This window comes from Mesorhizobium sp. LNJC394B00, from assembly GCF_000502555.1.
GTDB lineage: Bacteria > Pseudomonadota > Alphaproteobacteria > Rhizobiales > Rhizobiaceae > Mesorhizobium.
Genome location: NZ_AYWH01000003.1, coordinates 36397 through 63109 on the forward strand (window position 1 = coordinate 36397; position 26713 = coordinate 63109).

The window sequence follows — 26713 nt, forward strand, 5'->3', positions numbered from 1 at the left end:
CGGCTCGACATGGCAAGCGGCCGTAGATAATCAATTTGACTTTAATCAATCGATTGATTAAAGAGGCCGACATGATCAAATCCGCGCCCGACAAAATGCCCCGCCAGGAGACATCGCCCGCCGAGCAGACGCGCGCCGCACTGGTGCTGGCCGCGCTCAAACTGTTCGGGCGGCAGGGCTTCGACGGCACCTCGACGCGCGAGATCGCGGCGGAGGCGAAGGCCAACATCGGCTCCATCGCCTATCATTTCGGCGGCAAGGAAGGGCTCCGCGGGGCCGCCGCCGACCACATCGTCGAGACCATCCAGGCGGTTGCTGGCCAGGCGCTCGGCGGCATGCAGCTGCAAGGTCAAGCCAGTTCAGAGACGGCGCGGGCGCAGCTCTCGACCGCATTGGAGCGGATGGTAGGATTTATCGTCGCCCGGCCGGAGGCGGGCGATATCGTACAATTCGTACTTAGAGAGTTGTCGCATCCGACGGCCGCCCTCGACCGCATCTATGACGGGGTGTTCGAACCGACGCATCGCCGCCTCTGCCAGATCTGGGAACAGGCGACGGGCGAGCCGGCCGAAAGCGAGGCCACCAAGCTCGTGGTCTTCACGCTGATCGGCCAGGTCATCTATTTCCGCATCGGCCGCGAAGCAGTGATGCGTCGTATGGGCTGGCGCGAGATCGGTAACGCCGAAGCCGCCAAGGTGGTGGCGGCGGTCACAAGCAATCTTGGCGCCATACTGGCGGCCCGAAATCCGGTCGCCCGCAAGGAGGGCAAGCGATGAGTTTTCTCTGTTCCCTGCCGCTCGCGGCCCAGCTGTTCGGCGCCTGCGCGCCGGCAGCGCCGCTTGCCGTCGGCTATGTCGAGGGCGACTATGTCTTGCTGGCGCCGATCGAAGTGGCGCAGGTCGAGACCGTCGCGGTCAAGCGCGGCGACCGTGTTGTATCAGGCACGCCGGTGGTGACTCTCGAAAGCGCCGACGCAAAAATCGCCGTCGCCCAGGCAGAGGCCGCGCTCGCCCAGGCGCAGGCGCAGCTTGCCGACCTGCAGATCGGCAAGCGGCCGGAGGAGATCGCGGTGCTGAAGGCCGAGGTCGACATGGCCAAGGCCCAGGCCACGGATGCCAAGCGCAAATACGACCGCGCCGCCGACCTGTTCAAGCGCGGTGCCGGCACGCAGGCCGACTACGACACGGCCGCCGCGACGCTGGAGACCGCCAATGCGCAGGTCGGCCAGGCGCAGGCCAACCTCGCCGTCGGCGGTCTGCCTGCGCGTCCCGAAACGATCAAGGCGGCAGACAATCAGGTCAAACAGGCGCAGTCGGCGTTGGAACAGGCTGAGTGGCGGTTGTCGAAGCGCGTGCTGGCGGCACCTTCGCCCGGCCGCATCAATGACGTCATCCGCAATTCCGGCGACACCGCCGGTCCGACCGCGCCTGTCATTTCGATGTTGCCGGACGGTGCGGTGAAGCTCAGCGTCTATGTCCCGGAAAGTGCGTTCTCGTCGATCAAGGTCGGCACGCTGCTTGTCGTCCATTGCGACGGCTGCGGGCCGGAGGTGAAGGCGCGCGTCAGCTATGTCTCGCCCGACCCGGAATTCACCCCGCCGGTGATCTACTCGCTCGAGAACCGGCAGAAGCTGGTCTACCTCGTCGAGGCGCGGCCTGAGGGCAAGGCGCAAGCGCTGCAGCCGGGACAGATCGTCGATGTCGAGCTGGCGGCCTCCGCAAAATGAACGCCATCGACGTTCATGGCCTGGTCAAGCGTTTCGGCGACAAGACTGTCGTCGACCATGTGACGATGACGGTGGCCGAGGGCGAGATCGTCGGCTTTCTCGGGCCCAACGGGTCCGGCAAGACGACGACCATCCGCATCATGTGCGGCCTGCTGACGCCCGACGAGGGCGAAGGTAGGGTGCTGGGTTTCAACATCCGCACCGAGTCGCTCCGCATCAAGCGCGAAGTCGGCTACATGACGCAGAAATTCTCGTTCTACGAGGATTTGACGATCGGCGAGAATCTCGAATTCGTGGCGCGGCTCTACCGGCTGAAGTCGGTCGAGGAGCATGTGTCGAAAACGCTGGAAGAGCTTGGCCTGACGAGCCGCCGCAACCAGCTCGCCGGCACGCTGTCGGGCGGCTGGAAGCAGCGGCTGGCACTGGCCGCCTGCATCATGCACAAGCCGAAGCTGCTGCTGCTCGACGAGCCGACCGCCGGCGTCGATCCGAAGGCGCGGCGCGAATTCTGGGACGAGATCCACCGGCTGGCGAGCGGCGGTCTGACCGTGCTGGTGTCCACCCACTACATGGACGAAGCCGAGCGCTGCCACCGCATCAGCTACATCTCCTACGGCAAGATGCTGGCCACCGGCACGGTGGACGAGGTGGTGACGAATGCCGGTCTGACCACCTTCGTGCTGCAGGGACCGCGCCTCGACCAGGTCGCCGATGCACTCAGGGACCGGCCCGGCGTCGACCAGGTGGCGCCGTTCGGCGCGACGCTGCATGTCGTCGGCTCCGACAAGGCAAAGCTCGAAAAGGCGCTCGCCGATGTCGAGAAGGAGCACAAGGGCGTCAGCGTAAAACCCGGCGAGACCAGCCTCGAGGACGTCTTCATTCAGTTCATGTCCGGCTCGAAGGACAATATGGCATGAACAGCGTCTTCTCCTTCGCCAGGCTCGGTGCGCTGCTGATCAAGGAATTCATCCAGATGCGGCGCGACCGCATCACCTTCGCCATGATGCTGGGCGTGCCGCTTTTGCAGCTGGTGCTGTTCGGCTACGCCATCAACAACGATCCCAAAAGCCTGCCTGCCGCACTGGTGGCGACCAGCAATGACCCCTACACCCGCGCCATTGTCGCGGCCCTGCAGACGACCGGCTACTACCGCTTCGACCATGTTGCGCAAAGTGCCGAGGCTGCCGAATTCCTGATGGCGCGCGGCGATGTCGCCTTCGTCGTCACCATCCCGGCCGATTTCGGCCGCCGGGTGGAGCGCGGCGACAATCCGCAGATACTCATCGAGGCCGACGCCACCGACCCGGCCGCCGCCAGCGGCGCCATCTCGACGCTAAGCAAAGTGGCCAGCCAGGCGCTGCTTCGGGCGCAAGGCATGCAGGAGGCGGCGAGTGAGGCCGCCAGGGGCCAGCTCGATGTGGTGGTGCACCAGCGCTACAATCCGGAAGGCATCTCGCAATACAACATCGTGCCCGGCCTGCTCGGCGTCATCCTGCAGATGACCCTGGTGATGATGACCTCGATCGCGCTGACCCGCGAGACCGAGCGCGGCACGATGGAAAACCTGCTCGCCATGCCGTCCAGCCCGTTCGAGATCATGCTGGGCAAGGTGCTGCCCTATCTTGTGGTCGGTGGCGTCCAGGTGGTGGTGGTGCTGGCGGCGTCGAAGCTCTTGTTCGCCATCCCCTTCACCGGTTCCATGTCGCTGCTGCTTACAGCCGTATTGGTGTTCGTGCTGGCGCTGGTGCTGCTTGGCTACACCATCTCGACCATCGCCCGCACGCAGATGCAGGCGCTGCAGCTGACCTTCTTCTTTTTCCTGCCGTCGATCCTGCTGTCCGGCTTCATGTTCCCCTATCGCGGCATGCCGGGCTGGGCGCAGACCTTCGGCGAGATTTTTCCGCTGACGCATTTTCTGCGCATCACCCGCGCGGTGATGCTGAAGGGCGCCGAACTGCCGGCGGTTGCGGGCGAGATCGCCTGGCTGGTCGGGTTCGTGGCCTTGTTTGCCGGCGTCGCATTGGTGCGGTTCAGGCGCACGCTCGACTGAGCGTTCAGGAATTGAGCGATCGCGGACCGCTGACGAACGGACTGCCCCTGACATAGAACCGCAGCGGGCGATCCGCATCCTTCGTGATGCCGATGCGGATGCCTTGGCCGATGTCGCCGGGCTCGTGCTCGTCGGCTGCCAGCCATAGCGGGCCTTGGCGGCACAGATCGAGGCCGTCCAGCGAACGGTCGATCCGCAATGCCTGGGCGAGCCGTCCCGGCCCGCGCGCCACGTCGCGCAGGCGTTCGACGCCCCGGTTCTGCCGCATGATGGCAATGCCTTCGAGCGGTTCGAGCGCCCGGATCAGCACACCGGTGCCGGTCCCTGGCCCCTCGCTCGAAACATTGAGCATCCAGGAGACGCCATAGGCGAGATAGACATAGGCGTGCCCGGCCTCAAGAAACATCGAACGGTTGCGCGGCGTCATGCCGCGATAGCCGTGCCCGGCGGCGTCGCCGGTGACATAGGCCTCGGTCTCGACGATACGGCCGCTGACGATGCCTTCCGGCAGCTCCCGCACCACGAGCTTGCCGATGAGATAGCGGGCGAGATCGGCCGTATCATCAGGCAGTTCGGCACGATCGAGCGGATGGTGGCCGGTCATGCTACCGCCGCCGTGTTTCAAGGTATCCGTTCGACCCATTGCGCGCGCGACTGCCCCGGCTCGAACGGATCGCCGAAATACTGGGTCTCGCGAACCACCTTGCCATCGACGAACTCCATGATGCTCACCGTATAGGACGGAATCCCGTCATAGGTCAGGACATATTCGGTGATCCAGAGGTCGCCTGACCCGGTGATCCGCCGCACGGCAAAGCGCTTCCGGTTGGGCTGCGTGGCGCGCGACGACTGGATGTTGTGCCGTCCGCTGATGCGCTCGCCTGATTGCGGATAATCGAGCACCGCGTCCTCGCGATAGATCTGATGCTCCGTCTCAAGATCATTGGCATCGGAGGCAGCCCAATGGCGATCGAGAGCCGCCCTTATCTCAGCGTCTGCCATATCGGTTCTCAGGCCGCGGCCATGATCTCGGCATAGGTGGTGAAATCGACATTGCCGCCTGACAGCACGACGGCGACGCATTTGCCCGACAGTTCGATCTCGCCTGACGAGAGCGCCGCCAGCGCAACGCAGCCGCCGGGTTCGACCACCAGCTTGAGATGGGCCATGGCGTCGCGCACCGCCTGTGCGGCCGCCTTGTCGGAGACGGCGATGGCGCCGGCGAGGTTCTTGCGGTTGATCTCGAAGGTGATGGCACCGGGCTCTGCGGTGAGGATGGCATCGCAGATCGAGCTGTGGCCAGTCTCGTTGGAGACCCTTTTTCCCTCGATCAGCGAGCGGCGGGTGTCGTCGAAATGCTCGGGCTCAACGGCCCAGACTGCCGTGGCCGGCGAGGCATCCTTGACGGCGATCGAAATGCCGCTCGTCAGGCCGCCGCCTCCACAGGGAATGACGACCGCATCGAGGCTGACGCCGAGCGCTTTTGCCTGGCGCATCAGTTCGAGACCGATCGTGCCCTGGCCGGCGATGATGGCCGGATCGTCGAAAGGAGGCACCAGCACCATGCCCTTGTCCATGTAGGGTCGCACCACCGTCATGCGGTCGTCGCGAAAGCGGTCGAACGGCACCACTTCGGCGCCCATCTTGCGGACATTGGCGATCTTCATCGCCGGCGCGTCGGCCGGCATGGCAATGACCGCCTTGACGCCGAACATGGCAGCCGCCGCGGCGACGCCCTGAGCATGGTTGCCGGAGGAGAAGGCGACGACGCCGCGGCTGCGCTCTTCTTCGCTCAGCGAAGACAGTTTGTTGTAGGCGCCGCGGAACTTGAACGAGCCGGTGCGCTGCAGCGTCTCCGGCTTGAACAGGATGCGGCCGCCGAAGCGTTTGTTGAGTTCCAGCGATTCGATCAAGGTCGTTTCGGCGATCAGGCCGGAGAGCCGCGCGGCGGCGGCATGGATGTCGGCGATGCCGGGAAGCGTGGTCATGGCGAAGTCCTGAAAGGGATGAGATCGGCGCATGGTGCACGCAAAGGCAGGCCACGCACCAATGAAAAAATGTGACCGTTACAAAGTTTGGCGGGCATGAGCGGCGACGAGGTCAAACTGGCCCACCTCTCCCGCCTTTATCAGCCGGGCCGTATCGGCTAAGGGCGGGGGAGCAGAATTCCGGACCGCCAGAAATGACCGCCAAGCCAAAACCCCTGTTCCTCGGTATTGACACCGGTGGCACCTATACCGATGCCGTGCTGTGGTCGGAACAAGGCGGGCCAAAAGGCAATGTGCTGGCCAAGGCCAAGGCGCTGACGACGCGGCACGATCTTGCCGTCGGCATTTCCGGCGCGGTCGATGCGGTGCTGGAAAAATCGGCCACTGATCCGGCCGCCATCAAACTCGTGTCGATGTCGACGACGCTCGCCACCAATGCGCTGGTCGAGGGCCAGGGTGGGCGTGTGGCGCTCATCATGATCGGCTTTACCGGGGCCGACCTTGCGCGCGACGGGCTGAAGACCGCGCTCGGCACCGATCCGGTGGTGTTTTGTCCGGGCGGCCATGACGTGCACGGCAATGCGGCCAAGCTCGATCTGTCGGATCTGGAAGCGGCGATCCCTGAACTCGGCGCCTCGGTGTCGGGCTTTGCCGTCTGCGCCTATTTCGCCACCCGCAACCCGGCGCATGAACTCGCCGCGCGCGACTTCATCCGCGAAAAGACCGGCCTGCCGGTCACCGCCAGCCACGAATTGTCGGCCAAGCTCGGCGGCCCGCGCCGCGCGCTCACCACCTTGCTCAACGCCAGGCTGATCTCGATGATCGACCGGCTGGTGGCGGCAACCGAAGGATTTTTGGAAGCCCGCAACATCGCAGCGCCCCTGATGGTGGTGCGCGGCGATGGCGCGCTGGTTTCGGCGGCGTTTGCCCGCCAGCGGCCGATCGAGACCATCCTCTCCGGCCCGGCCGCCAGCCTGGTCGGCGCCCGCCACATGACGGGCCTGGACAACGCCATGGTGTCCGACATTGGCGGCACCACCACCGATGTCGCCGTGCTCGACGGCGGCCGTCCTCGGCTCGATCCCGAAGGCGCCACTGTCGGCGGCTTCCGCACCATGGTCGAGGCGGTCGCCATGCGCACCTTCGGCCTCGGCGGCGATTCCGAAGTGGCGCTGGAAGATGGCGCGCTCAACCCGAAAATCCTGCTCGGGCCGCGCCGCCTGGTGCCACTGGCGCTGGCCGGCATGATGCATGGTGTTTCCGTGACATCGGAGCTCGAGCGCCAGCTCAGGGCGCCCAACCCCGGCCGCATGGACGGCCGCTTTGCGTTGCGCACCGGCGTGCCGGACAGGCTCGCCGCCGGCCTGACCGCGCCCGAGGCGAAACTGTATGAACTGATTGGTGCCGTGCCGCTCGCCATCGACAGGCTGCTCACCTCGAACGCCCAGAACGCCACGCTGAACCGGCTGGTCTCGCGCGGTCTTGTGCATATCTCGGGCTTCACCCCCTCGGACGCCGCCCATGTGCTCGGCAAGCAGGCCAACTGGGACCCGCTTGCGGCCCGGCTCGCCGCCGAACTGTTTGCCCGCAAGCGTGATGGGCGAGGCCAGTACATCGCGCCGTCTCCGGAGGTGATTTCCGAACGCGTGCTACTGACGCTCACGCGCTGGTCGGCCGAATACATTCTGGAGACAGCCTTTGCCGAGGATGGGCTGGATGGCGCCGCCACCGTCGCGCATGCGCTGGTGCAGCGCGCCGTCGATTCCCATCCCGGCATCGCAAGGCTCAGCGTCGCGCTCGATCGTCCGGTCATTGGCCTCGGCGCCTCGGCGCCGCTGCACTATGCCGGCTTGGCCGAGCTGGTCGGTAATGAGTGCGTGGTGCCGGAGGATACCGATGTCGCCAACGCGCTCGGCGCCGTCGTCGGCCAGGTCCGCGTCTCCGCCGAAGCCCGCGTCAGCCAGCCTAAGGAAGGTTTGTTTCGTTTGGCGTCGGGGCAAACGGTGCGCGACTTCACGGACGAGGCCGAGGCGATCGCGGCAGCGGAGGCTGATGTGCGGGCGATCGTAGCCGCGCGCGCGAAGGATGCCGGCACGGATAATGCCGAGATCGACGTTTCGACCGAGTTCAAGGTGTCTACGGTTGAGGCCCAACGGATGTTTATCGAAGCGCATGTGGTGGCGGTTGCATCGGGTCGGCCGAGGATTGCGGTTTAGGGTAATCTCCCCCACGAGGGGGGAGATCCGCAGCTTCAAAATCCCCGGCTTCACCCTAAGCTGAATTGACCCTTCACCCCTGACATGCCAAAGGCCGCAAAGCCTTTCATCTGGAGAAGCCCTGATGACCGATCGCGTCGAGATCGCCGGATTGCGGATTGCCCGCGAACTGCATGACTTTGTCGGCGAAGCGCTGCCGGGTACCGGTATTGCCGCGGACGTTTTCTGGAACGGCTTTTCGGCCATCGTGCATGATCTGGCGCCGAAGAACCGAGCGCTGTTGGCCAAACGCGACGCCATGCAGGAACAGATCGACGCCTGGCACCGCGCCAATGGCGCGCCCATCGATATGGAGGCCTACAAAAGCTTCTTGCGTGAGATCGGCTATCTCGTGCCCGAAGGGCCGGCCTTCTCCGTGTCGACCGACAATGTCGACCCCGAGATCGCCAGCGTTGCCGGGCCGCAGCTGGTGGTGCCGGTGATGAATGCGCGTTATGCGATCAACGCCGCCAATGCTCGCTGGGGCTCGCTCTACGATGCGCTCTACGGCACCGACGCCATTGCCGAGACCGGTGGCGCCGAGAAGGGCAAAAGCTTCAACCCCGTGCGCGGTGCCAAGGTGGTTGCCTGGGCGAAGAGTTTTCTAGACGAGTCCGTGCCGCTCACCTCGGGCAAATGGGCCGGCGTGAACGGGCTGACGGTTTCGGGTGGCACCTTGCGGCTCGGCGCCGGCGCCGGCGGCACCACGCTGGCCAACCCGAAACAATTTGCCGGCTATCGCGGCGACGGCGCCAACCCGGAAGCCATCCTGCTGGTACAGAACGGCCTGCACATCGAGATCCTCATCGACCGCACCAACCAGATCGGCCGCACCGACCCGGCCGGCATTGCCGACGTGATCCTGGAATCGGCGCTGACCACCATCCAGGACTGCGAGGATTCGGTCGCGGCGGTGGATGCCGAGGACAAGGTCATCGTCTACCGCAACTGGCTCGGCCTGATGAAGGGCGATCTGGCGGAGGAAATCAGCAAGGGCGGCAAAACCTTCACGCGCAAGCTCAATCCGGACCGCGCCTGGACCGCGCCCAGTGGTGGCGCGCTGAGCTTGCCCGGCCGCTCGCTGATGCTGGTGAGAAACGTCGGGCACCTGATGACCAATCCGGCCATCCTCGACCGCGATGGCAACGAGGTGCCGGAAGGCATCATGGATGCGGCGCTGACGGCGCTGATCGCGCTGCACGATGTCGGCGCCAACGGGCGTCGGATGAATTCCCGCGCGGGCTCGATGTATGTGGTGAAGCCGAAGATGCATGGGCCGGAGGAAGTCGCCTTCGCAGTCGAGATTTTCGACCGCGTCGAAGCGCTGCTCGGTATGGCGGCAAACACCATCAAGATGGGCATCATGGACGAGGAGCGGCGCACCACCGTCAACCTCAAGGAGGCGATCCGCGCCGCGAAGGAACGCGTCGTGTTCATCAACACCGGCTTCCTCGACCGCACAGGCGACGAGATCCACACCTCGATGGAAGCCGGGCCGATGATCCGCAAGGACGACATGAAGCAGGCCGCCTGGATTTCCGCCTATGAGGCGTGGAATGTCGACACCGGGCTGGAATGCGGTCTGGCCGGCCACGCCCAGATCGGCAAGGGCATGTGGGCGATGCCGGATCTGATGGCGGCGATGCTGGAACAGAAGATCGCGCATCCCAAGGCCGGCGCCAACACCGCCTGGGTGCCGTCGCCGACGGCGGCGACGTTGCACGCCACGCACTATCACAAGGTCGATGTCCATGCCGTCCAGGCGGCGCTCAAGAGCCGGCCGAAGGCGAAGCTCGATGATATATTGTCGGTGCCGGTGGCGGTGCGGCCGAACTGGACCCCCGACGAGATCCAGCGCGAACTCGACAACAATGCGCAAGGTATTCTTGGCTATGTCGTGCGCTGGATCGACCAGGGCGTCGGCTGCTCGAAAGTGCCCGACATCAACGATGTCGGCCTGATGGAAGACCGCGCCACGCTGCGCATCTCCTCGCAGCACATCGCCAACTGGCTGCACCACAAGGTGTGCTCGCAGATCCAGGTGATGGATTCGCTGCGGCGCATGGCAGCGATCGTCGACCTCCAAAATGTCGGCGACCCGCTCTACCGCCCGATGGCCACCGATTTCGACAATTCCATCGCCTTCCACGCCGCCTGCGACCTGGTGTTTAGAGGCCGCGAACAGCCGAATGGCTATACGGAACCGGTGCTGCACGCACGGCGGCTGGAGCTGAAGGCGAAAGAGCGGGCGAATTAGCGCCTGCATTTCCCTCCCCCTTGAGGGGAGGGTGGCCCGAAGGGCCGGGTGGGGTCCTGCGTGAAGTGCGGCGACTCCCTTCGGACGACACTACAAGCAATGTCATTGCAGAGGCCCTTTCTCGGCTCGGCTCCAAAAAGATCGACCATTCTTCGGCGACCCCCACCCTGCCGCTTCGGGGCCACCTTCCCCTCAAGGAGGAGCGTTACGCCGCCTGCGCCACCCGCTCCGACATCATGCGGTAGGAAATCGCCTCGGCCAGGTGAATGCGGCCGACGGTTTCTCTCGCTTCGAGATCGGCCAGCGTGCGCGCCACTTTCAGCACCCGATGATAGGCGCGTGCCGAAAAGCCGAGCTTTTCGCTGGCGTCCTTCAACAGCGACAGGCCGGCGGCATCCGGCATCGCGATGTCCTCGATAACGGATGGCGAACAATGCGCGTTGGTGGTCGCGCTGGTGACGCCGAGCCGCTCGAAGCGTTCGCGCTGGATGGTGCGGGCGCGCGCCACGCGCAACGCAACAGCAGCACTTTTTTCCGCCCGGTCCGGCCGGATCAGGTCGGCGGCCGAGACCGCGGGCACCTCGATCCTGAGATCGATGCGGTCGAGCAGCGGGCCGGAAATGCGCGCCTGGTAATCCGTGCGGCATCGCTCGCCGCGCAGGCAGCGATAGCCCGGCTCGCCGGCCATGCCGCAGCGGCACGGGTTCATCGCCGCCACCAGCTGAATGCGGGCCGGATAGGTGATGCGGTGGTTGGCGCGCGCGATCATGCAGTCGCCGGTCTCCAGCGGTTGGCGCAGGGCATCCAGCGTCTGCGGCGTGAATTCGGGAAACTCGTCGAGGAACAGCACGCCGTTGTGGGCAAGCGACACTTCGCCCGGCCGTGCCCTTATGCCGCCGCCGACCATCGCCGCCATCGAAGCCGAGTGGTGCGGGGCGCGGAACGGCCGCCGGTCGGTGAGCTTGCCTTCGCCGAGTTCGCCCGCCACCGAGGCGACCATCGAGACTTCCAGGAGTTCCTTCGGCGCCAGTGGCGGCAGGATCGAAGGCAGCCTTTGCGCCAGCATCGATTTTCCCGAGCCGGGAGGCCCTACCATCAAGAGATTGTGGCCGCCGGCCGCCGCCACTTCCAGCGCCCGCTTGGCGCTTTCCTGGCCCTTGATGTCTGAAAGGTCGGGCAGGTCGCGGGCCGAGACATGGATGCCGGGCTCGGGCCGCGACAGCACCTGCGTGCCGCGAAAATGATTGGCGATGGCAATCAGGCTGCGCGGCGCCAATATGTCGAAATCCTTGCCCGCCCAGGCCGCTTCCGGCCCGCAGCCGAACGGGCAGATCAGGCCCTTTCCCTCGGCATTGGCGCCGATCGCCGCCGGCAGCGCACCGGCGACCGTGGCAATGGTGCCGTCGAGCGACAATTCTCCGAGCACGACATAGGAGGCCAGCATGTCGCCCGGAATGGCGCCGAGTGCAGCCATCAGGCCGAGCGCGATCGGCAGGTCGTAATGGCTGCCTTCCTTGGGAAGATCGGCAGGCGCCAGGTTGACCGTCACCTTCTTCGACGGCATCGACAGCCCCGACGCATGCAGTGCCGCCTGCACGCGCTCGCGGCTTTCGGCCACCGCCTTGTCGGCCAGCCCGACGATCTGCATGCCGACCTTGCCCGGCGCGATCATCACCTGGACATCGACCGGTACGGCCTCGATGCCCTGGAAAGCAACCGTGCGAACCCGCGCCACCATCTTGCTCTGCCCCCGGATATCGGCTCGCCTCGGCCTTGTGGTTCAGACCGCGAGCGACGTCAGGACAAGACAACCATAGATTTCAGGCCAAGGCAAGAACATTACAGGAACATGCATTCGTGGTGGTTGCAGCGCGCTGTGCCGGTTGCAAAAACGGAAGATGGTTAAGCAAAATGGAACGGCTGCTCCGCCTCCTCGACCGCGTTTAACAAAGGGCGACTAGGCCCTTCGGCAATCTGAGGGTGTTGCTTCTAAGCGGGGATGAAGGCATCGACCGAACCTGAAAGCGATCGATCGATCGCGACCTGCGGTGGAAGCCACTCCATGACAGGATATCTGAAAGGCCAAGGCAGGGCGATCCGGCGCGAAGAGTCGCTCTCCAGAAAAATCTCGTTTACAAGGTCTATGAACCGCCCGCGGTCTCGTTCGATTCGTTTCAAAGTTTGCGAACGAATGTAATCCCGGGGAATTCGTCGCTCCTTCAGCGCTAAGACAGCCTCCGCGATGGATCGAGGATCGGGTGGAACTGTAAGCGAATAGCCGTCATCGAGATAAAGGTCTCGGCCGCCATGGTTCGGCGTCGTGACCACTGGAAGGCCCGCGAGAAGATATTCCGTGCTGGCGAACATTGGTCCTTCCAGGTGAGAGAGACAGATTCCCACGGCTGCACGATTTAGATGCGTGTTCACCTGAGCCGGTGCCAATCGGACCGGCTTGCCGGTGCCGTCAAACTCGTTGATAAAGACGTGATGCGGCGCGAGCTCCCTATGCCGATTTATTCGCGCTCTTTCCGACTCCGTCGTGGAGGACCCGCTTGAATCTCGATAGAAGACAAATGCGCAACGCTGGATGCCAAGCGACAAGTCATGGCGCTTCCACGGAGCCAGTTGCGCATTGTAGATTGCATCAAATTCTACAGGGACGTCATCGAGAGGCCTGAATATGTGTTCGGAGGTTGTTGACGTCTTGTTGTGCAGGACGGCGGCCTCGCCGGACTGATTCAACAGATCAGCCTCGGCCTGAGTGTTGGATAGGAAGATTAGCGAGTGACGGGGGTTCTTGAGTCTATGCAGAACGGCATAGGTCCGGATGGTTTTGACGCTAGCACTGTTTTCGATGGACCAGGTTGGCGAGATGAGAAACCAGGCGCGGTGGCCGCGTGGAAGGAAAGGCATATGACTTGCTAATCCGAGCGGCGTACCGGACATTCCCGAATAGGATATGAACGGATCGTCAGACAGCAAACTGGCCTGAAGAGCAGGTTGCGACTTCGCGGAAGGGTGCCCTTTTCTGAGTTTGTGGCCATGACGCAGCATGGCTCTGACAATCTCGAATTTGGTAGGAGGGCGATACCCGTGCTGTAGGGTCAACATGCGGCAATTGCGATCTTGAGTGCGGGGCAAAACTCGCTTCGACAGAGAGAAATTTGGCAAAGAAACATCGCCAGTTGATCGACGGAATATCTCAGGCGATCAAATCTGGTGTACGGAGAAGCGCCTCTTGAAAGAAAACATCGTCCCAAGCGGGGCTGGTTCTCACATCGCGCTACCAACCGTATCCGTTTGCGTAGGCTGTTTCAATCAAGAGGCATTCATCGACACTGCGATCCGATCCGTGGCGGCGCAGACATACACTGCGTTCGAGTGCGTGGTGGTCGATGATTTTTCGACCGACGCTTCCCGCCGAAGGATTGAAGAGTGTCTGTCCCAGCTTGGTGACAGTCGTTTCCGCTTTCTGCCCCGACTGCAAAATGGCGGGCAGATGGCAACAATGATGACCGGGCTTGACGCGACAGCCGGGCCCCTGATCTCGTTTGTTGACGGTGACGATGCTTGGCACCCTGACTTCATAGAATGCCATGTGAGAGCGCATCTCAGCCACACCCGTATCGCGGCGATGTCGAGCTCCGATGAGGTGGTGATAGATACGGCCGGCAAACTGCTTGCGGGCGGTCATCCCGTATTCCACCTGAATGACCCGCGATCGATGCCGAAAATGAGCGGCTACCTGCATGTCGACACCGAAGCTGACCCGACATTATTATTTATTGATCGGGGCACCGTGGGTTGGTTTTGGTCAACCACATCGGGGATGATGTTTCGTCGAGCTCCGCTTGAAATCATGCGTCCATCCGATCCGGACGAAATAAAGATATGTGCCGATGGTTATATGGCTCGTGCCGCCCATATGATCGGCGGAACCGTGAGGATTGGGCGGGCTCTTGGCAGTTATCGGCTTCACGGCGGCAATGGCTGGGCGGACGGGCGCATCCTGGGTACCGGAGTTGGCCTCGGCAGGATGTCGCCTGATACTGAAATAGCGATACGGCGGGCACTGGCCAATCGTTGGTGCGAAGTGGCGCCGGGACTGGAGCATTTAATCTCCCGCCACTCAATGCGCAGGACCTTGGTCGACCTGATCGGACTGTCTGCGGCTTTTGCATTGCTGGAAAAGAACGCCGATGCGGGTTTTCTGCTGAAAGACTGGGCAACACCACAGCTAAAATTGCAGACCAGACTTATCGGTCTCCTTCCTCCGAAACTGAGGCCTCGGCGCTTCCGGGACATAGTTTGATTTGATGAGCCGCTTGCTCGGCAGTCTTACCCGATAAAGAGCATCTTTCGATGCTTCTCTGGACCCACCAAAGTCCTCCGTAGCAACGCACACTACGCGGCCGAATTGCGCCGCTTCGCCTCCACCGCGTCCCAGAACAGGTTGGCGATATCCGCGCCACCAAAACGTTGCACTTCGCGCACGCCGGTCGGCGAGGTCACGTTGATCTCGGTCATGTAGTCGCCGATAACGTCGATGCCGACGAGGATGAAGCCGCGTGCTTTCAGGGACGGCCCGATGCGGGCGCAGATCTCGCGTTCGCGTGTCGTCAGCTCGGTCTTTTCGGCACGGCCGCCGACATGCATGTTGGAGCGCGAATCATGGTCGGCCGGTACCCGGTTGATGGCGCCGACCGCTTCGCCGTCGATCAGGATGATGCGCTTGTCGCCCTTGCGCACGTCCTTGAGATAGCGCTGGACGATATAGGGCTCGCGCGACAGTTGGGCGAACATTTCGAGCAGTGAGGCGAGGTTGCGGTCGCCCTCCTTGAGATGGAAGATGCCGGCGCCGCCATTGCCGTAGAGCGGCTTGACGATGATGTCGCCGAATTCCTTGCGGAAGGCCGCGACCTCCTGGGGATCCTTGGTGATCAGCGTTTCGGGCATCAGATCGGGGAATTCGGTGACGAAGATCTTTTCCGGGCTGTTGCGCACCCAGGCCGGGTCGTTGACGACCAACGTCTTCGGGTGAATGCGCTCCAGAATGTGCGTGGTGGTGATGTAATTCATGTCGAAGGGCGGATCCTGGCGCAGCAGGATCACATCCATCTCCGACAGGTCGGTGCGCACCTTGTCGCCCAGCGTATAATGATTGCCCTTCTCATCGCGGAGCTTCATCTCTTCGATGCGGGCAAACACCTTGCCGCCCAGCATCGACAGCCGGTCGGGCGTGTAGTGGAACAATTGGTGGCCGCGCCGCTGCGCCTCCAGCGACAGCGCAAAGGACGTGTCGCCGGCGATCGAGACGGTGGAGACATGGTCCATCTGGACGGCGATCTTCAGGGGCATCTTCTGGTCTCCAGCGGGCTCTGTCGCCGATATACGGAACTTGGCGGCTTCTGCCAATCGCGCTTGCTTGGCCCAGACCTTTACCGGTCGAAGACCAGCCGGGAGTAACCGAGGAAGGACAGCGCCATGGCGACCAGCGAGGCGACGGCAAGTGCCGCCAGCGGCGGCATTGCCGGCAGCGCGAACAGGATGGCGCAGTAGACGAGATAGTTGACAATGCTGGTGACGATGCCGACGCCGCCATAGCGCGCGCCCTCCTGCGCCACGCCGCGGCTCGACGGCGAAAAGGTCAGGTGCCGGTTGATCTGCCAGGTGACGCACAGCGCAAAGCCGATCGACAGGACACGGGCGACGAAGGGACCGAGCGGCGTCACCGCCAAGAGCAGCCAGAGCACCGCGGCATCGGCGACGAAACCAACGCCGCCGGCCAGGACGAAGCGGGCGAGCCGGCTCACGGCCTCAGGCGGCCCGGGGCGTCTTGCCCGGTTCGGCCTTCGGGATTTCACCAGTGCGTTCGCGCCGTTCGACCCGGCCCGACGGCACCGAGAGATAAAAAATGCGCTTCTGCTCGGCGCGTCCGCGCGATACCGAATCGAGGATCAGTCCGGTCACCATCGCAAGCATCGACAAGAGCAGCAGGCCGACCGACAGCACCCAGGTCGGCATGCGCGGCACGAGGCCGGTCTGGGCGAATTCGATCAGCACCGGCGTCATCAGGGCAAGGCTCGACGCCAGGAAGAAAATCGCGAAGGCGCCGAAGAAGCGCAGCGGCTGCGTTTCCTTCATCAGCATGGCGAACATCCACAGGATCCTGGCGCCGTCGCGATAGGTCGACAGCTTCGACGACGATCCCTCAGGCCGGCGGCCATAATCGAGCGCGATCTCGCTCACCGGCAGTTTGAGCTGCGAGGCATGCACCGACATTTCGGTCTCGATCTCGAAGCCGCCGGAAACCGCGGGAAAGCTCTTGACGAAACGCCTCGAGAAGACGCGGTAGCCGGAGAAGATGTCGGTGAAGTCGGCGCCGAACAGCCGCTTGTAGAGGCTGTTGAAGATGCGGTTGCCGAAGGCATGGCCGGAACGGCCGGCATCGTCGGTGACGCCGCGCCTGGTGCCAACCACCATGTCGCAGCGCTCGGTCTGCAGGATGTTGATCAGCAGCGAGGCATCTTCCGGCGCATAGGTGCCGTCGCCATCGGCCATCAGATAGATGTCCGCATCGATGTCGGCGAACATGCGCCGCACGACATTGCCCTTGCCCTGGCGCGGCTCGCGGACGACGATGGCGCCCGCTGCGCGCGCCTTGAGCGCGGTCAAATCCCTGGAATTGTTGTCATAGACATAGATCTCGGCCGTCGGCAGCGTCTCGCGAAAGCGCCGCACCACCTCGGCGATGGTCAGTTCCTCATTGTAGCAAGGCAGGAGCACGGCAATGGCCGGCTCGTGGCGGACTTCGTGCGGCATTTCCGTCTCCCGACACCCGGCGGAGCCTCCGGCCGCGCCCATATGCGGACTCGCTCAGGCGACTTTACTATTTATTGAAGCTGTTAAGGCTAGGTTTAAGGCCGCAGTCTTTCCGACGAAGGTCATGATGATGAACGCAGTCAAGGCGGGTGCTTCCTCCTGGAAGTCCGATATGACGCTGGCGCTGCTTGCCATGCTGGTGGTGCTGGCGGTCAATGCCGCCACGGGCTTTCGCGAATTGAGCAATGCCGGCGGCGACAATGACAGCCTGCTGCGGCTGGTCGAGGTTCGCGACATGCTGGCCGGCCAGGGCTGGTTCGACCTGCATCAGTACAGGATGGGGCCGGAAGGCGGTTTCGTCATGCACTGGTCGCGGCTGGTCGACGCACCGCTCGCCGTCATCATCCTCGCCGCCTCGGCGCTGACCGGCAGCATGGCCATGGCCGAAGCGATCGCACAGGTGCTGTGGCCGTCGCTGCTGTTTTGCCTGGCGGTGTTTTTTACAGCCCGTGCGGCACGCAGCTTCGCCGGCGTCGGCGCCGTGCTGCCCGCTATCGTCATCGGCGCGGCGGCGCTGCATTTCATCGGCATTTTCTTGCCGGGTGCGCTCGATCATCACAATGTCCAGCTGACGCTGACCATGGCCAGCCTCAGCCTGCTGCTCGAGGCGCCGGCGCGTCGCTGGGCGGCGCTGATTTCCGGGCTGTGTGCGGCCCTGACGCTGGCCGTCGGCATGGAAACCGCGCCCTATGTCGCCACCATCGGCGCCTGCATCGCTTTGCTGTTCGTCGTCGATCCCGGCGGCGAACGCCGGATCGCCAGGGATTTCGGTCTCGGCTTTGCCGGGGTTTCAGCCCTCGTCTTCGTCACCACCATCCCGCCATCGGCCATGGGCCAGCCGCAGTGCGATGCCTTCTCGGCCGTGCAATTCGTCGTCGCGGCAATCGCCGGACTGGGGCTTGCCGCCGTGACGTCGCTCACGGTGTCCAATGGCACGGCCAGCCGCCGCCTGATTTCGCTCGGCCTGCTCGCGCTTGTGCTGGGCGCCGTTGTCGCGGCGCTGTTTCCGCAATGCCTTGCGGCTCCCTACGCAAACCTCGATCCGCGCCTCAAGGAATTGTGGCTCGATCACATTGACGAGGCGCAGTCGCTGTTCAGTATTGCTGCCAGCGAGCCGGCCTCGCTGGCGGCGCGCTATGTCACGCCGCTGGTGGCGATCGCGCTGATGGCGCTTCGCCTGCGCGGACCATGGCGCCGCCAGGACAGCCTCGTCGGCGCCTTGCTGGTCGGCGCCTTCATCGTCAGCGCCTGGCAGGTCCGCGGCTCGACATTCTCGATCGCCTTTGCCGTCATCCCGCTGTCGGCCTGGATCGCAAGCTGGCGCGAACGGGCGAGGATCAGCCCTGCGCGCAGCGTATCGCTGCGCATGGCGGCGGTCTGGCTGGTGTCGGCGAATGCCGTCTGGGCCGGCGCTGCCGCCGCGACGTCGAGCGTATTCGAGGCCAGCAAGGTCTCGGTCGAGGCACAGGACACCGACAGCGATCCGTCCTGCGAGCGCAAGGCCTCCTTCGCGGCGTTGGCCCGGCTGCCGGACACCACGGTGCTTGCCATTTCCAATCTTGGCTCGCCCATCCTTGCATATTCCGGGCACCGCGTCTTTGCCGGCCCCTATCATCGCAACATCGCCGGCGACCTGCTTGCGCTCGATGCCTTCCTCGGATCGGCGGACCAGGCGAGGATGATCGCGGCGGCTCATCAAGTCGGCCTTGTGGCGCTCTGCCGCGGCAGCGCCGAAAGCAAGGTGCTCGCCGCCAAGGCGCCGCAAGGCTTCCTGGCCGGGATTATGCAGGGAAGCGTCCCCGATTGGCTCGAACCGGTGGCCGAAACGCGCGGAGACCCGGTCGAACTCTACCGCGTCCGCTAAAGCATCATTCGCCAGCGAAAAATCGATTTCGCGATACGCTTCCTAAACGCTTTGCTGCCAGTCTCAGCCTAAATTTCGGGCGTCACAAACAGGGATACCGATGCAAACGACGTTTGGCACCGGGCAGGCAAGCAGGGAAAACTCGGATCTGGCGTTCACCGATGCGCTGACCGGGCTTGGCAACCATCGCCGCTTCTTCGACAAGGTCGATCGCCTGATCAGCGACCGTGCAGACGATCCCGCGCCGTTCACGGTCGGCATTCTCGACCTCGACGGCTTCAAGCCGATCAACGATCTGTTCGGCCACAAGGCCGGCGACGACATATTGATCCAGGTGGCGATGCGGCTGCGCGCCTCGATGGACAGCCACTCTACGGTCTGCCGCATCGGCGCCGACGAATTCGCCTTCCTCTACCCGATGGTGTTCTCGGAGGAGGCGGCGGCCGAGAAGTCGCGCATGATGATCGAAATCCTGTCGGCGCCCTACGATGTCGGCGAACGCACCGCCAGGCTTTCGGCCTCGGTCGGCTGCTCGCTCTTTTATTCCGGCGACGAAACCACGGAAATCCTCGTCAACAAGGCCGAAACGGCGCTCTACCACGCCAAGCGTTCGGGCCGTGGCCGCGTCGTCGTCTACACCCGCGAAATGGAAGAGGCGGCCAAGCGCGTCACCCGCATCGAACAGGCGCTGCGCCGTGCCGTCTCGGCCGGTGAGGTCGAACCGCATTTCCAGCCCATCGTCGATTTGACCACCCGCCGCACCATCGGCTTCGAGACGCTGGCGCGCTGGACCGATCGCGACCTCGGCGTGGTGCCGCCGACCGTGTTCATCCCGATCGCCGAAGAGCGCGGCATCATCGGCCCGCTATCGCAGCTGGTGCTGCGCAAGGCGACCGAAGCGGCGCGCAGCTGGCCGAAGGACCTGTTCCTGTCCTTCAACCTGTCGCCCTCGCAGCTCGTCGACCAGAACACTGGCCTGCACATATTGTCGATCCTCGACCGCACCGGCTTCGATCCGCGACGGCTGGAGATCGAGATCACCGAAACCGGCCTGATGAACGATCCGGCCTCGGCCGAGAAGATCGTCGAGGACCTGCGTCGCGTCGGCATCCGCGTCTCGCTCGACGATTTCGGCACCGGCCAGTCCTCGCTCGGCCGCTTGCGCGAATTCCATTTCGACAAGCTCAAGATCGACCGCGCCTTCGTCTCCTCGATCCTCGACGACCGACCGTCGGAACACATCATCCGCGCCATTCTGGCCATGTGTGAAGGGCTCGGCATGGATGTCGTCGCCGAAGGTATCGAGGAGGAGGCGCAGGCCGACCGCCTCGTCCAGTTCGGCTGCGCCGGCGGCCAGGGCTATCTCTTCGGCAAACCGGTCGACGCCGACGCCACGCTCGGCTACCTCCGCGATTCCTATCGCGGCGCCCTCTACGCCAAGGCAGTCTGACCGGCGGTCTGGCCTGCGTCGAGCAAGTCAGCGGCGCAAGCCAAGATCGACTGTGGCCGCCATCTTGCGGCCTTTTGTCTGACATAAGCCAATCAAATCGCCGTTTTCGCCCTTGCTCCCCGGACTTGGCTGGATAGGATGCGCGCCGACCGGACCGGGAGATGAAGATATGATGCCATCGGCCGATTTTGCCGACCTCAGGGGAGCCTCGGTGCTGATCACCGGCGGCGGTTCCGGAATTGGTGCGGCACTGACCGAGGGCTTCGTTCGCCAAGGCGCCCATGTCGCCTTCATCGACATCGCCGATAGCCCAAGCACGCTGCTTGCCGGCCGCGTCGAAAAAGAACTTGGCCGACGACCGCTCTACCTCAAGACCGATTTGCGTGACGTCGAGGCGTTGCGCGCTTCGGCCGCCAAAGCGGCTGAGGCGCATGGCGACGTCACCGTGCTGGTCAACAATGCCGCCTGGGACGAACGCCACGACATCGCCGACGTTACCGTCGAGTTCTGGGACAACAATCTCGCCGTCAATCTGCGCCCGCATTTCTTCACCGCACAGGCGGTGGCGCCGGGCATGAAGCGGGCCGGCGGCGGGTCGATCATCAACTTCACCTCGACCTCCTATCTGATCAACCATCCTGATATGCCGGCCTACACCGCCGCCAAGGCCGGCATTCTGGGCCTCACCAAGGGGCTGGCCGGCAAGCTCGGCGTCGACGGCATTCGCGTCAACGCCGTTGCGCCGGGCTGGGTGATCACCGACCGGCAAAGGGAACTCTGGGTCACCGAGGAGAGGCTCGCCGCCCATGTCGCCAAGCAATGCATCAAGCAGGTCATGCAGCCCGACGACATCGTCGGCACGGTGCTGTTCCTGGCCTCCGACGCCTCGCGTATGCTGACGGCGCAGATGTTGATCGTCGACGGGGGTTTCCTGTGAGCCCGGTGAATCAAAATCCGGCAAAAGGCACGCCAGCAGTCGCCGCCGTCGACTGGGGCACGACCCGCATGCGGGTCTGGCTGGTCGACGAGGCGGGCGGGGTGCTTGCCGAGCGTCGCGGCAATGATGGGTTGATCACCGCGCAGCAAAAAGGCTTTTCGATCATCCTCGAGGGCCATCTGGCGGCGCTCGGCGCACCTGACACACTGCCGGTCATCATCTGCGGCATGGCCGGCTCGCGCCAGGGTTGGCTGGAAGCGCCTTACGTCATCGTGCCGGCGCCGCTCAGTGCCATCCTCGCGGGGGCCGCCCGCATTCCCGGCCAGAGCCGCGACATCCGCATCGTGCCTGGCCTGGCGCAGCGCCTGGAAGATGCGCCGGACGTAATGCGCGGCGAGGAAACCCAGCTTGCCGGCGCCGGTTTGCCGGCAAAAGGTCGCCATCTCGTCTGCATGCCCGGCACCCATTCGAAATGGGTTCTGGTCGAAGACGGCGCGGTCGACGGCTTCTGCACCTGGCCGACCGGCGAGCTCTTTTCGGTGCTGGCCACTCACTCGATCCTGCGCCATTCGCTGGGCGAGAGCCCGAAGCCGGTCATTCCGGACAATCCCTCCTTCCAGGAATGGTGCCGCAAGGCTTTGGCCGAGGGCGGCGATGTCACCTCGCGGCTGTTCTCGATCCGCGCCGCCGGCCTGCTGCAGGACCTCAAGGCCGACGATGCCGCCGCTTGCCTGTCCGGCCTGCTGATCGGCGGCGAGATCGCCTCGGCGGGCCGCCGCTATGGCGAAAGCACCACTGCAATCGTGCTGGTCGCCTCGGGGTCGCTAGCAGCCCTCTACCGGCAGGCGCTCGGCCTTGCAGGGCTTGCCGTCAGGACGGTCGACGCCGACGAGGCGGTGCGTGCCGGGCTTATCGAAGCGGCGCGAGAAAATGGCATGATCGCCAAATGACCACCAGAGTGGAGTGATAGCGTGACCCAGACCGCCCCCTTCCCGAAGCTCAAGCGTGGTCTTATCGCCATTCTGCGCGGCCTCAAACCCAGCGAGGCGGTTGCCATCTGCCAGGCGCTGTTTGACGCCGGCATCGAAGCCATCGAGGTGCCGCTCAATTCGCCGGAGCCGTTTTCATCGATCGCCAGCATTGTCACCGCATTGCCCAAGACAACGCTGGTCGGCGCCGGCACGGTGCTGACTTCATCCGATGTCGACGCCCTGGCCAAGGCCGGCGGGAGGCTGCTGGTCAGCCCCAACATCGATGCCGAAGTCATGGCCCGCGCCATGCACCATGGCATGGTGACGATGCCAGGCGTGTTCACCCCCACCGAAGCTTTTCAGGCGATTAGGCTTGGGGCTTCGGCGCTCAAATTCTTCCCGGCAAGCGTGCTCGGGCCTAGCGGCATTTCGGCGATGCGGGCCGTGCTGCCGGCCGATACCGTGGTCGGCGCCGTCGGCGGCGTTTCCGACAAAGACTTTGCCGGCTACAAAGCCGCTGGGGTGACTGCTTTTGGTCTTGGCTCCAGCCTGTTCAAACCCGGCATGAGCGTCGACGAGGTGGCCTCGCGCGCGCAGGCGGCGGTGACGGCCTGGGATGCGGCCTTCGGCGGAGCGGCATGATGGACAAGGTTTCGGTTTTTTCGGACCATGTCTGTGAACTCGGCGAGGGGCCGAGCTACGATCCCGCCACCGACACGCTGTTCTGGTTCGACATTGTCAACGGGCTTTTGCTGGAGCAGGGTGTCACGTCCGGCGCGCGGAAGGTCCATGAACTCGGCCAGATGGCCAGCGCCATCGCCATTGTCGATGACAATCGCCAGCTCATCGCCACCGAGACCGGCCTGCATGTCCGCGACGTCTCGACCGGCAAGCTGACGCTGCATACGCCCATCGAGGCCGACAATGCGCTGACCCGCTCCAACGATTCGCGCGTCCACCCTTGTGGCGCCTTCTGGGTCGGCACGATGGGCAAGGGTGAGGAGAAGGGCGCGGGCGCCATCTACTGGTTCTTCAAGGGAGAATTGCGCACGCTTTACACCGGCATCACCGTGTCGAACTCGATCTGTTTCTCGAAGGATGGAACGATCGCCTACTACACCGATACCTCGACCGGCCTGTTGATGCGCGTCGCCTGCGATCCGGCAACGGGTCTGCCGATCGGCGAGTCCAAAGTGTTCGTCGACCATCGCTCGTCCAAGGGCTTTGTCGACGGCTCGGTCGTTGATCGCGACGGCGTGCTGTGGAACGCCGTCTGGGGCGGCAAGGCGGTCAAGGCCTATTCGCCAGATGGCACATTGTTGCGCGAAATTGCCGTGCCGGCGGGGCAGTCCTCGTGCCCGGCCTTTGTCGGGGCCAAGGCCGATCGGCTGGCGGTGACCTCGGCCTGGAAAGGCAAGGACGACAAGCAGCGCAAGCTCGACCCACAGGCCGGCATGACCTTCCTGCTCGACATCCCCGTCAACGGCCGCTTCGAGCCGCGCGTGGTCATCGCCTGAGCGTACCGGTTGTCGTGCAGGCGGCGGGCGCGGGTCGATTTCGCGCAAGCCGATCGCATTGGCCGTGCGATGGTGTGGCTGCATCACCGAGAAGCTTTGACCCATGCCGCGCCCGACCTTGATCCTCGTCCACGAGCCGGAAAAGGCCTGTTTCGACAGGCTGGTCGCCGACGGCTTTCCCGCCGAGCGCGCCTTGGAAATCTCGTCTTATCTGGCGCAGTCGACCGATCTCGCTCCTGAGTTCGATCAACTGGCGACCGCTTGTGAAAAGCGCGGCCTCGCCTTTATGCCGGTTGCACTCGACGATGCGGCAAGCGCGCTGGCGAAGGCCGATCCCGCAACCACGCTGGTCTGGACGCTGACCGACGGCATTGCCTATTTCCGCGGTGCTGCAGCGCCCGCACTTGCCAGGCTGAATGGGCTTAGAACCATCGGAGCCGACGATGCGCTGTTCGCGCTTTGCCAGGACAAGTTCCGTTCCGGCGCCGTGCTTTGCGCGCTCGGCCTGCCGGCGCCGCAGGCAGGCCTGGCCCGCGACGGCCGCTGGCTGGCCGACCCGCCAGCTTCGGAAGCCGGCTGGTTCGTCAAGCCGAACCGGCTCGGCTCCAAGGTAGGCATCTGGCCGGATTCACGCTGCAACGACCTGGCCCATGCGCTGGAGCTTAGCCGGCGGGTCTATGCCGCTTATCGCGACGATGTCGTCGTCCAGCCCTATGTCGGCGGTCGCAATGTCCGCGCCAGCTTCCTTGGGCTGCAAACGGATGCCGGGGCGGAAGCGCTCGGCGTTGCATTCGTCGACTCCGGCGGCGATTTCCAGACCATGGCGGACTCGATGGCGCTTTACGGCGACACCGGCGAGGCCGCCAAGGCGGCTGGACTATACAGCGAGCCGGTGCTGGAGGCGGTTGCCGACACCCAGCCGGCAGCCGCGGCAACCATCCGCCGCATCGCCGAGCGGCTGGTCAGCGGGCTCGGCCTGCGAGACGTGTTTTCCCTCGATTTCAGGGTCGAGGCTAACGACCATGTCCACCTCATCGAGTTCGAGGTCTGTCCCGGCCTGCCCTGCTTCGATTTCCGCGCCTATTGCCTGATGCAATGGGGCATGACGCTGGCCGATGCGGTTGCCGAGACGGCGGCGAACCGACTGAACCGACAGGCGATCTGAACGGTCGAGGGACCAGCGCGACCTACCGCGCCTTGACGGCTTTTGCTCCACCTTTAGTGTCGCGGGACAGTCCTCAGGCAAGGCCGCGCGATGAGCACACCAGCAAGCTCCCTCCACCATCACATCAGGCGCATGGCCGGGCGCGATCCGCACGAGGCGCATCGCGTCGCCACGCCGCTCGAGCTGCTGTTCGATCTGACCTTCGTCACCGCCTTCAGCCTTGCCGCCGCGCAACTGGCGCACGCCCTTGCCGATGGCAACTACGCGGCGGCGCTGATCGGCTTCGGCTTTGCCAGCTTCGCCATCTGCTGGGCGTGGATCAATTTCTCCTGGTTTTCCTCCGCCTATGACACCGACGATTGGATCTTCCGCCTCGTCACCATGGTGCAGATGATCGGCGTGCTGGTGCTGGCCATCGGCCTGCCGCGCATGTTCGCCTCGATCGAGCATGGCGAACACCTCAACAATTCGGTGATGGTGCTGGGCTACGTCATCATGCGCGTCGCCATGATCTTCCAATGGCTGCGCGCGGCGCGGCAGGACCCTGGGCGGCGGCGTGCCTGTCTCACCTATGCCATCGCCATCGCGATCGCCCAGATCGGCTGGGTGGTGCAGATCCTGGTCGATTTCTCGCTGGAGACCAGCCTGGCTTTCGGCGCGGTCCTGCTTCTCATCGAGCTTGCCGGACCGGTCATCGCCGAACGCCGGGATGGCGGCACGCCCTGGCACGCGCACCACGTCGCCGAGCGCTACAGCCTGTTCGCCATCATCGCGCTGGGCGAAGGGGTGGTCGGCACGCTGGCGACGCTGTCGGCCGCGGTCGAGGAGCAGGGCTGGGACCTCGATGCCGCCTTGATCGGCATTGCCGGAATGGGTCTCACCTTCGGCATGTGGTGGGTCTATTACATGCTGCCCTCGGGGACGGTGCTGCACCAGCACCGCAGCCGTTCCTTCGTCTGGGGCTATGGCCAGATGGTGATCGTCGCTGCCATCGTCGCCACCGGCGCCGGGCTGCATGTCGCGGCCTATTTCATCGAGCACAAGACCCATAACGGCCCGGTAGCGACCCTGCTGTCAGTCGCCATTCCGCTAGGCGTGTTCCTGGGGGCGATCTATGCGCTGTATTATTATCTCGTCCAGCGCTTCGATCCCCTCCACGTCTGGCTGCTGGCGGGAACGGCTGCGGTCGTCGCACTTGCCATCATCGCCGCCCTTGCCGGCGTCGACATGGCGGTCTGCCTCATCTTACTGACGCTAGCGCCGGCCGTCACCGTTGTCGGCTATGAGCTGTCGGGGCACCGCCATCAACTGGAGGTGCTGGCGCAGGAGGAAGCGCCGCACTGAGCAGAGCAGCTTCGCGCGTCAGATACCCTCGACCAGCACGATCTCGCCATCGGCCACTTTCTGACGGATGGCGACGGCGCGTTGGTATTCCGGCGAGTGGTAGCAGTCATGCGCCGCGCTGAGCGATTCGAACTCGATAATGACATTGCGGGCGCGGCCAGGCCCCTCGGCCTTTTCATGCTCACCGCCACGGGCAAGGAACTTCACGTCGAAACGGTCGAAAGCGAGCTTGGCGGCAGCGACATAGTCCTTGTAGCCTTCAGCGTCGCGCACATCGACGCGGGCTATCCAGTATCCCTTGCGCATT

General features: G+C 64.2%; 24 protein-coding genes. 15 read left to right on the top strand and 9 right to left on the bottom strand.

All coding sequences use genetic code 11. The features are described 5' to 3' along the window. Positions 1 to 71 precede the first annotated feature (71 nt). From X751_RS149580 to X751_RS149565, 4 genes are read left to right on the top strand one after another with little or no spacing between them, the layout of a single operon-like run. Positions 72 to 776 (top strand): CerR family C-terminal domain-containing protein, encoded by a 705-nt coding sequence (locus X751_RS149580; protein ID WP_023681279.1) that lies wholly within the window; start codon positions 72 to 74, stop codon positions 774 to 776. Continuing rightward, positions 773 to 1726 carry an HlyD family efflux transporter periplasmic adaptor subunit gene (locus X751_RS149575; protein WP_023681280.1) on the top strand — a complete coding sequence of 318 codons (954 nt, stop codon included), beginning with the start codon at positions 773 to 775 and terminating at the stop codon, positions 1724 to 1726. The genes X751_RS149580 and X751_RS149575 overlap by 4 nt, the downstream gene beginning before the upstream one ends. Further along, positions 1723 to 2643, top strand: a complete 921-nt coding sequence (locus X751_RS149570) for an ABC transporter ATP-binding protein (RefSeq protein ID WP_023681281.1) — start codon at positions 1723 to 1725, stop codon at positions 2641 to 2643. Before X751_RS149575 ends, X751_RS149570 begins: the two co-directional genes overlap by 4 nt. Further along, on the top strand, positions 2640 to 3776 hold the full coding sequence (locus X751_RS149565; protein WP_023681282.1) for an ABC transporter permease: 1137 nt from the start codon (positions 2640 to 2642) through the stop codon (positions 3774 to 3776). Before X751_RS149570 ends, X751_RS149565 begins: the two co-directional genes overlap by 4 nt. A gap of 4 nt (positions 3777 to 3780) precedes the next feature. Here X751_RS149565 and X751_RS149560 read toward each other — a convergent pair whose 3' ends face one another. Genes X751_RS149560 through X751_RS149550 form a run of 3 tightly spaced genes read right to left on the bottom strand, consistent with a single transcriptional unit; the run spans position 3781 to position 5764 of the window. Then, the gene (locus tag X751_RS149560; protein WP_023744872.1) at positions 3781 to 4380 is read right to left on the bottom strand and encodes a DNA-3-methyladenine glycosylase; all 600 of its coding nucleotides are present in this window, start codon (positions 4378 to 4380) and stop codon (positions 3781 to 3783) included. A 17-nt stretch (positions 4381 to 4397) separates the two neighbouring features. Continuing rightward, positions 4398 to 4778, bottom strand: a complete 381-nt coding sequence (locus X751_RS149555) for a nuclear transport factor 2 family protein (protein ID WP_023681284.1) — start codon at positions 4776 to 4778, stop codon at positions 4398 to 4400. An 8-nt stretch (positions 4779 to 4786) separates the two neighbouring features. Then, positions 4787 to 5764, bottom strand: coding sequence for a threonine/serine dehydratase (locus tag X751_RS149550; protein ID WP_023744873.1), 978 nt, complete (start codon positions 5762 to 5764; stop codon positions 4787 to 4789). 194 nt (positions 5765 to 5958) lie between these two features. Here X751_RS149550 and X751_RS149545 point away from each other — a divergent pair, with 194 nt between their 5' ends. Both X751_RS149545 and X751_RS149540 read left to right on the top strand, forming a co-directional pair. After that, on the top strand, positions 5959 to 7980 hold the full coding sequence (locus X751_RS149545) for a hydantoinase/oxoprolinase family protein (protein WP_023741340.1): 2022 nt from the start codon (positions 5959 to 5961) through the stop codon (positions 7978 to 7980). Positions 7981 to 8104: 124 nt separating this feature from the next. Continuing rightward, complete coding sequence (locus X751_RS149540) at positions 8105 to 10276, top strand: malate synthase G (protein ID WP_023744874.1); 2172 nt, start codon at positions 8105 to 8107, stop codon at positions 10274 to 10276. Between the two features lie 205 nt (positions 10277 to 10481). On the opposite strand, the gene X751_RS149535 is transcribed toward X751_RS149540, so the two are convergent. Both X751_RS149535 and X751_RS0133420 read right to left on the bottom strand, forming a co-directional pair. After that, positions 10482 to 12014, bottom strand: a complete 1533-nt coding sequence (locus X751_RS149535; protein ID WP_023744875.1) for a YifB family Mg chelatase-like AAA ATPase — start codon at positions 12012 to 12014, stop codon at positions 10482 to 10484. Positions 12015 to 12265: 251 nt separating this feature from the next. Continuing rightward, on the bottom strand, positions 12266 to 13330 hold the full coding sequence (locus X751_RS0133420) for a glycosyltransferase (protein ID WP_156936380.1): 1065 nt from the start codon (positions 13328 to 13330) through the stop codon (positions 12266 to 12268). A 184-nt stretch (positions 13331 to 13514) separates the two neighbouring features. On the opposite strand from X751_RS0133420, the gene X751_RS149530 reads away from it, so the two are divergent. Then, the gene (locus X751_RS149530; protein WP_198022446.1) at positions 13515 to 14588 is read left to right on the top strand and encodes a glycosyltransferase; all 1074 of its coding nucleotides are present in this window, start codon (positions 13515 to 13517) and stop codon (positions 14586 to 14588) included. 92 nt (positions 14589 to 14680) lie between these two features. On the opposite strand, the gene gshB is transcribed toward X751_RS149530, so the two are convergent. The 3 genes from gshB to X751_RS149515 form a co-directional block, all read right to left on the bottom strand. Beyond that, positions 14681 to 15634 carry a glutathione synthase gene (gene gshB, locus X751_RS149525; protein WP_023744878.1) on the bottom strand — a complete coding sequence of 318 codons (954 nt, stop codon included), beginning with the start codon at positions 15632 to 15634 and terminating at the stop codon, positions 14681 to 14683. Between the two features lie 80 nt (positions 15635 to 15714). Further along, positions 15715 to 16089: a GtrA family protein gene (locus X751_RS149520; RefSeq protein WP_023744879.1), complete on the bottom strand. Its 375-nt coding sequence runs from the start codon at positions 16087 to 16089 to the stop codon at positions 15715 to 15717. 4 nt (positions 16090 to 16093) lie between these two features. After that, positions 16094 to 17098 (bottom strand): glycosyltransferase, encoded by a 1005-nt coding sequence (locus tag X751_RS149515; protein ID WP_023744880.1) that lies wholly within the window; start codon positions 17096 to 17098, stop codon positions 16094 to 16096. A gap of 124 nt (positions 17099 to 17222) precedes the next feature. Here X751_RS149515 and X751_RS149510 point away from each other — a divergent pair, with 124 nt between their 5' ends. The 8 genes from X751_RS149510 to X751_RS149475 all read left to right on the top strand — a co-directional run bounded on the left by X751_RS149510 (position 17223) and on the right by X751_RS149475 (position 26406). Next, positions 17223 to 19022 (top strand): hypothetical protein, encoded by a 1800-nt coding sequence (locus X751_RS149510; RefSeq protein WP_023744881.1) that lies wholly within the window; start codon positions 17223 to 17225, stop codon positions 19020 to 19022. Between the two features lie 100 nt (positions 19023 to 19122). Then, positions 19123 to 20472 (top strand): EAL domain-containing protein, encoded by a 1350-nt coding sequence (locus tag X751_RS149505; RefSeq protein ID WP_023681311.1) that lies wholly within the window; start codon positions 19123 to 19125, stop codon positions 20470 to 20472. Positions 20473 to 20641: 169 nt separating this feature from the next. Next, positions 20642 to 21409, top strand: coding sequence for an SDR family oxidoreductase (locus X751_RS149500; RefSeq protein WP_023744882.1), 768 nt, complete (start codon positions 20642 to 20644; stop codon positions 21407 to 21409). Between the two features lie 5 nt (positions 21410 to 21414). Continuing rightward, the gene (locus X751_RS149495; RefSeq protein WP_031247101.1) at positions 21415 to 22359 is read left to right on the top strand and encodes a 2-dehydro-3-deoxygalactonokinase; all 945 of its coding nucleotides are present in this window, start codon (positions 21415 to 21417) and stop codon (positions 22357 to 22359) included. Between the two features lie 21 nt (positions 22360 to 22380). Next, positions 22381 to 23022 carry a 2-dehydro-3-deoxy-6-phosphogalactonate aldolase gene (locus tag X751_RS149490; protein WP_023744884.1) on the top strand — a complete coding sequence of 214 codons (642 nt, stop codon included), beginning with the start codon at positions 22381 to 22383 and terminating at the stop codon, positions 23020 to 23022. Beyond that, complete coding sequence (locus tag X751_RS149485) at positions 23022 to 23897, top strand: SMP-30/gluconolactonase/LRE family protein (RefSeq protein WP_031247102.1); 876 nt, start codon at positions 23022 to 23024, stop codon at positions 23895 to 23897. Before X751_RS149490 ends, X751_RS149485 begins: the two co-directional genes overlap by 1 nt. A 103-nt stretch (positions 23898 to 24000) precedes the next feature. Further along, positions 24001 to 25062, top strand: a complete 1062-nt coding sequence (locus X751_RS149480; protein WP_023703813.1) for a hypothetical protein — start codon at positions 24001 to 24003, stop codon at positions 25060 to 25062. Between the two features lie 90 nt (positions 25063 to 25152). Further along, complete coding sequence (locus X751_RS149475) at positions 25153 to 26406, top strand: low temperature requirement protein A (protein WP_031247103.1); 1254 nt, start codon at positions 25153 to 25155, stop codon at positions 26404 to 26406. Positions 26407 to 26424: 18 nt separating this feature from the next. Here the strand turns inward: X751_RS149475 and X751_RS149470 are convergent, their stop codons facing one another. After that, on the bottom strand, positions 26425 to 26712 hold the full coding sequence (locus tag X751_RS149470; RefSeq protein WP_023701962.1) for a DUF1330 domain-containing protein: 288 nt from the start codon (positions 26710 to 26712) through the stop codon (positions 26425 to 26427). Position 26713 lies beyond the last annotated feature (1 nt).

Bases quoted from the DNA above. Each gene is read 5' to 3' on its own strand.
- X751_RS149540 (WP_023744874.1), top strand. From the start codon at position 8,105: ATGACCGATCGCGTCGAGATCGCCGGATTGCGGATTGCCCGCGAACTG.
- X751_RS149480 (WP_023703813.1), top strand. From the start codon at position 24,001: ATGCCGCGCCCGACCTTGATCCTCGTCCACGAGCCGGAAAAGGCCTGT.
- X751_RS149555 (WP_023681284.1), bottom strand. From the start codon at position 4,778: ATGGCAGACGCTGAGATAAGGGCGGCTCTCGATCGCCATTGGGCTGCC.
- X751_RS149565 (WP_023681282.1), top strand. From the start codon at position 2,640: ATGAACAGCGTCTTCTCCTTCGCCAGGCTCGGTGCGCTGCTGATCAAG.
- X751_RS149570 (WP_023681281.1), top strand. From the start codon at position 1,723: ATGAACGCCATCGACGTTCATGGCCTGGTCAAGCGTTTCGGCGACAAG.
- X751_RS149560 (WP_023744872.1), bottom strand. From the start codon at position 4,380: ATGACCGGCCACCATCCGCTCGATCGTGCCGAACTGCCTGATGATACG.
- X751_RS149550 (WP_023744873.1), bottom strand. From the start codon at position 5,764: ATGACCACGCTTCCCGGCATCGCCGACATCCATGCCGCCGCCGCGCGG.
- X751_RS149575 (WP_023681280.1), top strand. From the start codon at position 773: ATGAGTTTTCTCTGTTCCCTGCCGCTCGCGGCCCAGCTGTTCGGCGCC.
- X751_RS149515 (WP_023744880.1), bottom strand. From the start codon at position 17,098: ATGCCGCACGAAGTCCGCCACGAGCCGGCCATTGCCGTGCTCCTGCCT.
- X751_RS149535 (WP_023744875.1), bottom strand. From the start codon at position 12,014: ATGGTGGCGCGGGTTCGCACGGTTGCTTTCCAGGGCATCGAGGCCGTA.
- X751_RS149475 (WP_031247103.1), top strand. From the start codon at position 25,153: ATGAGCACACCAGCAAGCTCCCTCCACCATCACATCAGGCGCATGGCC.
- X751_RS149505 (WP_023681311.1), top strand. From the start codon at position 19,123: ATGCAAACGACGTTTGGCACCGGGCAGGCAAGCAGGGAAAACTCGGAT.
- X751_RS0133420 (WP_156936380.1), bottom strand. From the start codon at position 13,330: ATGCTGCGTCATGGCCACAAACTCAGAAAAGGGCACCCTTCCGCGAAG.
- X751_RS149500 (WP_023744882.1), top strand. From the start codon at position 20,642: ATGATGCCATCGGCCGATTTTGCCGACCTCAGGGGAGCCTCGGTGCTG.
- X751_RS149470 (WP_023701962.1), bottom strand. From the start codon at position 26,712: ATGCGCAAGGGATACTGGATAGCCCGCGTCGATGTGCGCGACGCTGAA.
- X751_RS149545 (WP_023741340.1), top strand. From the start codon at position 5,959: ATGACCGCCAAGCCAAAACCCCTGTTCCTCGGTATTGACACCGGTGGC.
- gshB (WP_023744878.1), bottom strand. From the start codon at position 15,634: ATGCCCCTGAAGATCGCCGTCCAGATGGACCATGTCTCCACCGTCTCG.
- X751_RS149485 (WP_031247102.1), top strand. From the start codon at position 23,022: ATGGACAAGGTTTCGGTTTTTTCGGACCATGTCTGTGAACTCGGCGAG.
- X751_RS149510 (WP_023744881.1), top strand. From the start codon at position 17,223: ATGATGATGAACGCAGTCAAGGCGGGTGCTTCCTCCTGGAAGTCCGAT.
- X751_RS149580 (WP_023681279.1), top strand. From the start codon at position 72: ATGATCAAATCCGCGCCCGACAAAATGCCCCGCCAGGAGACATCGCCC.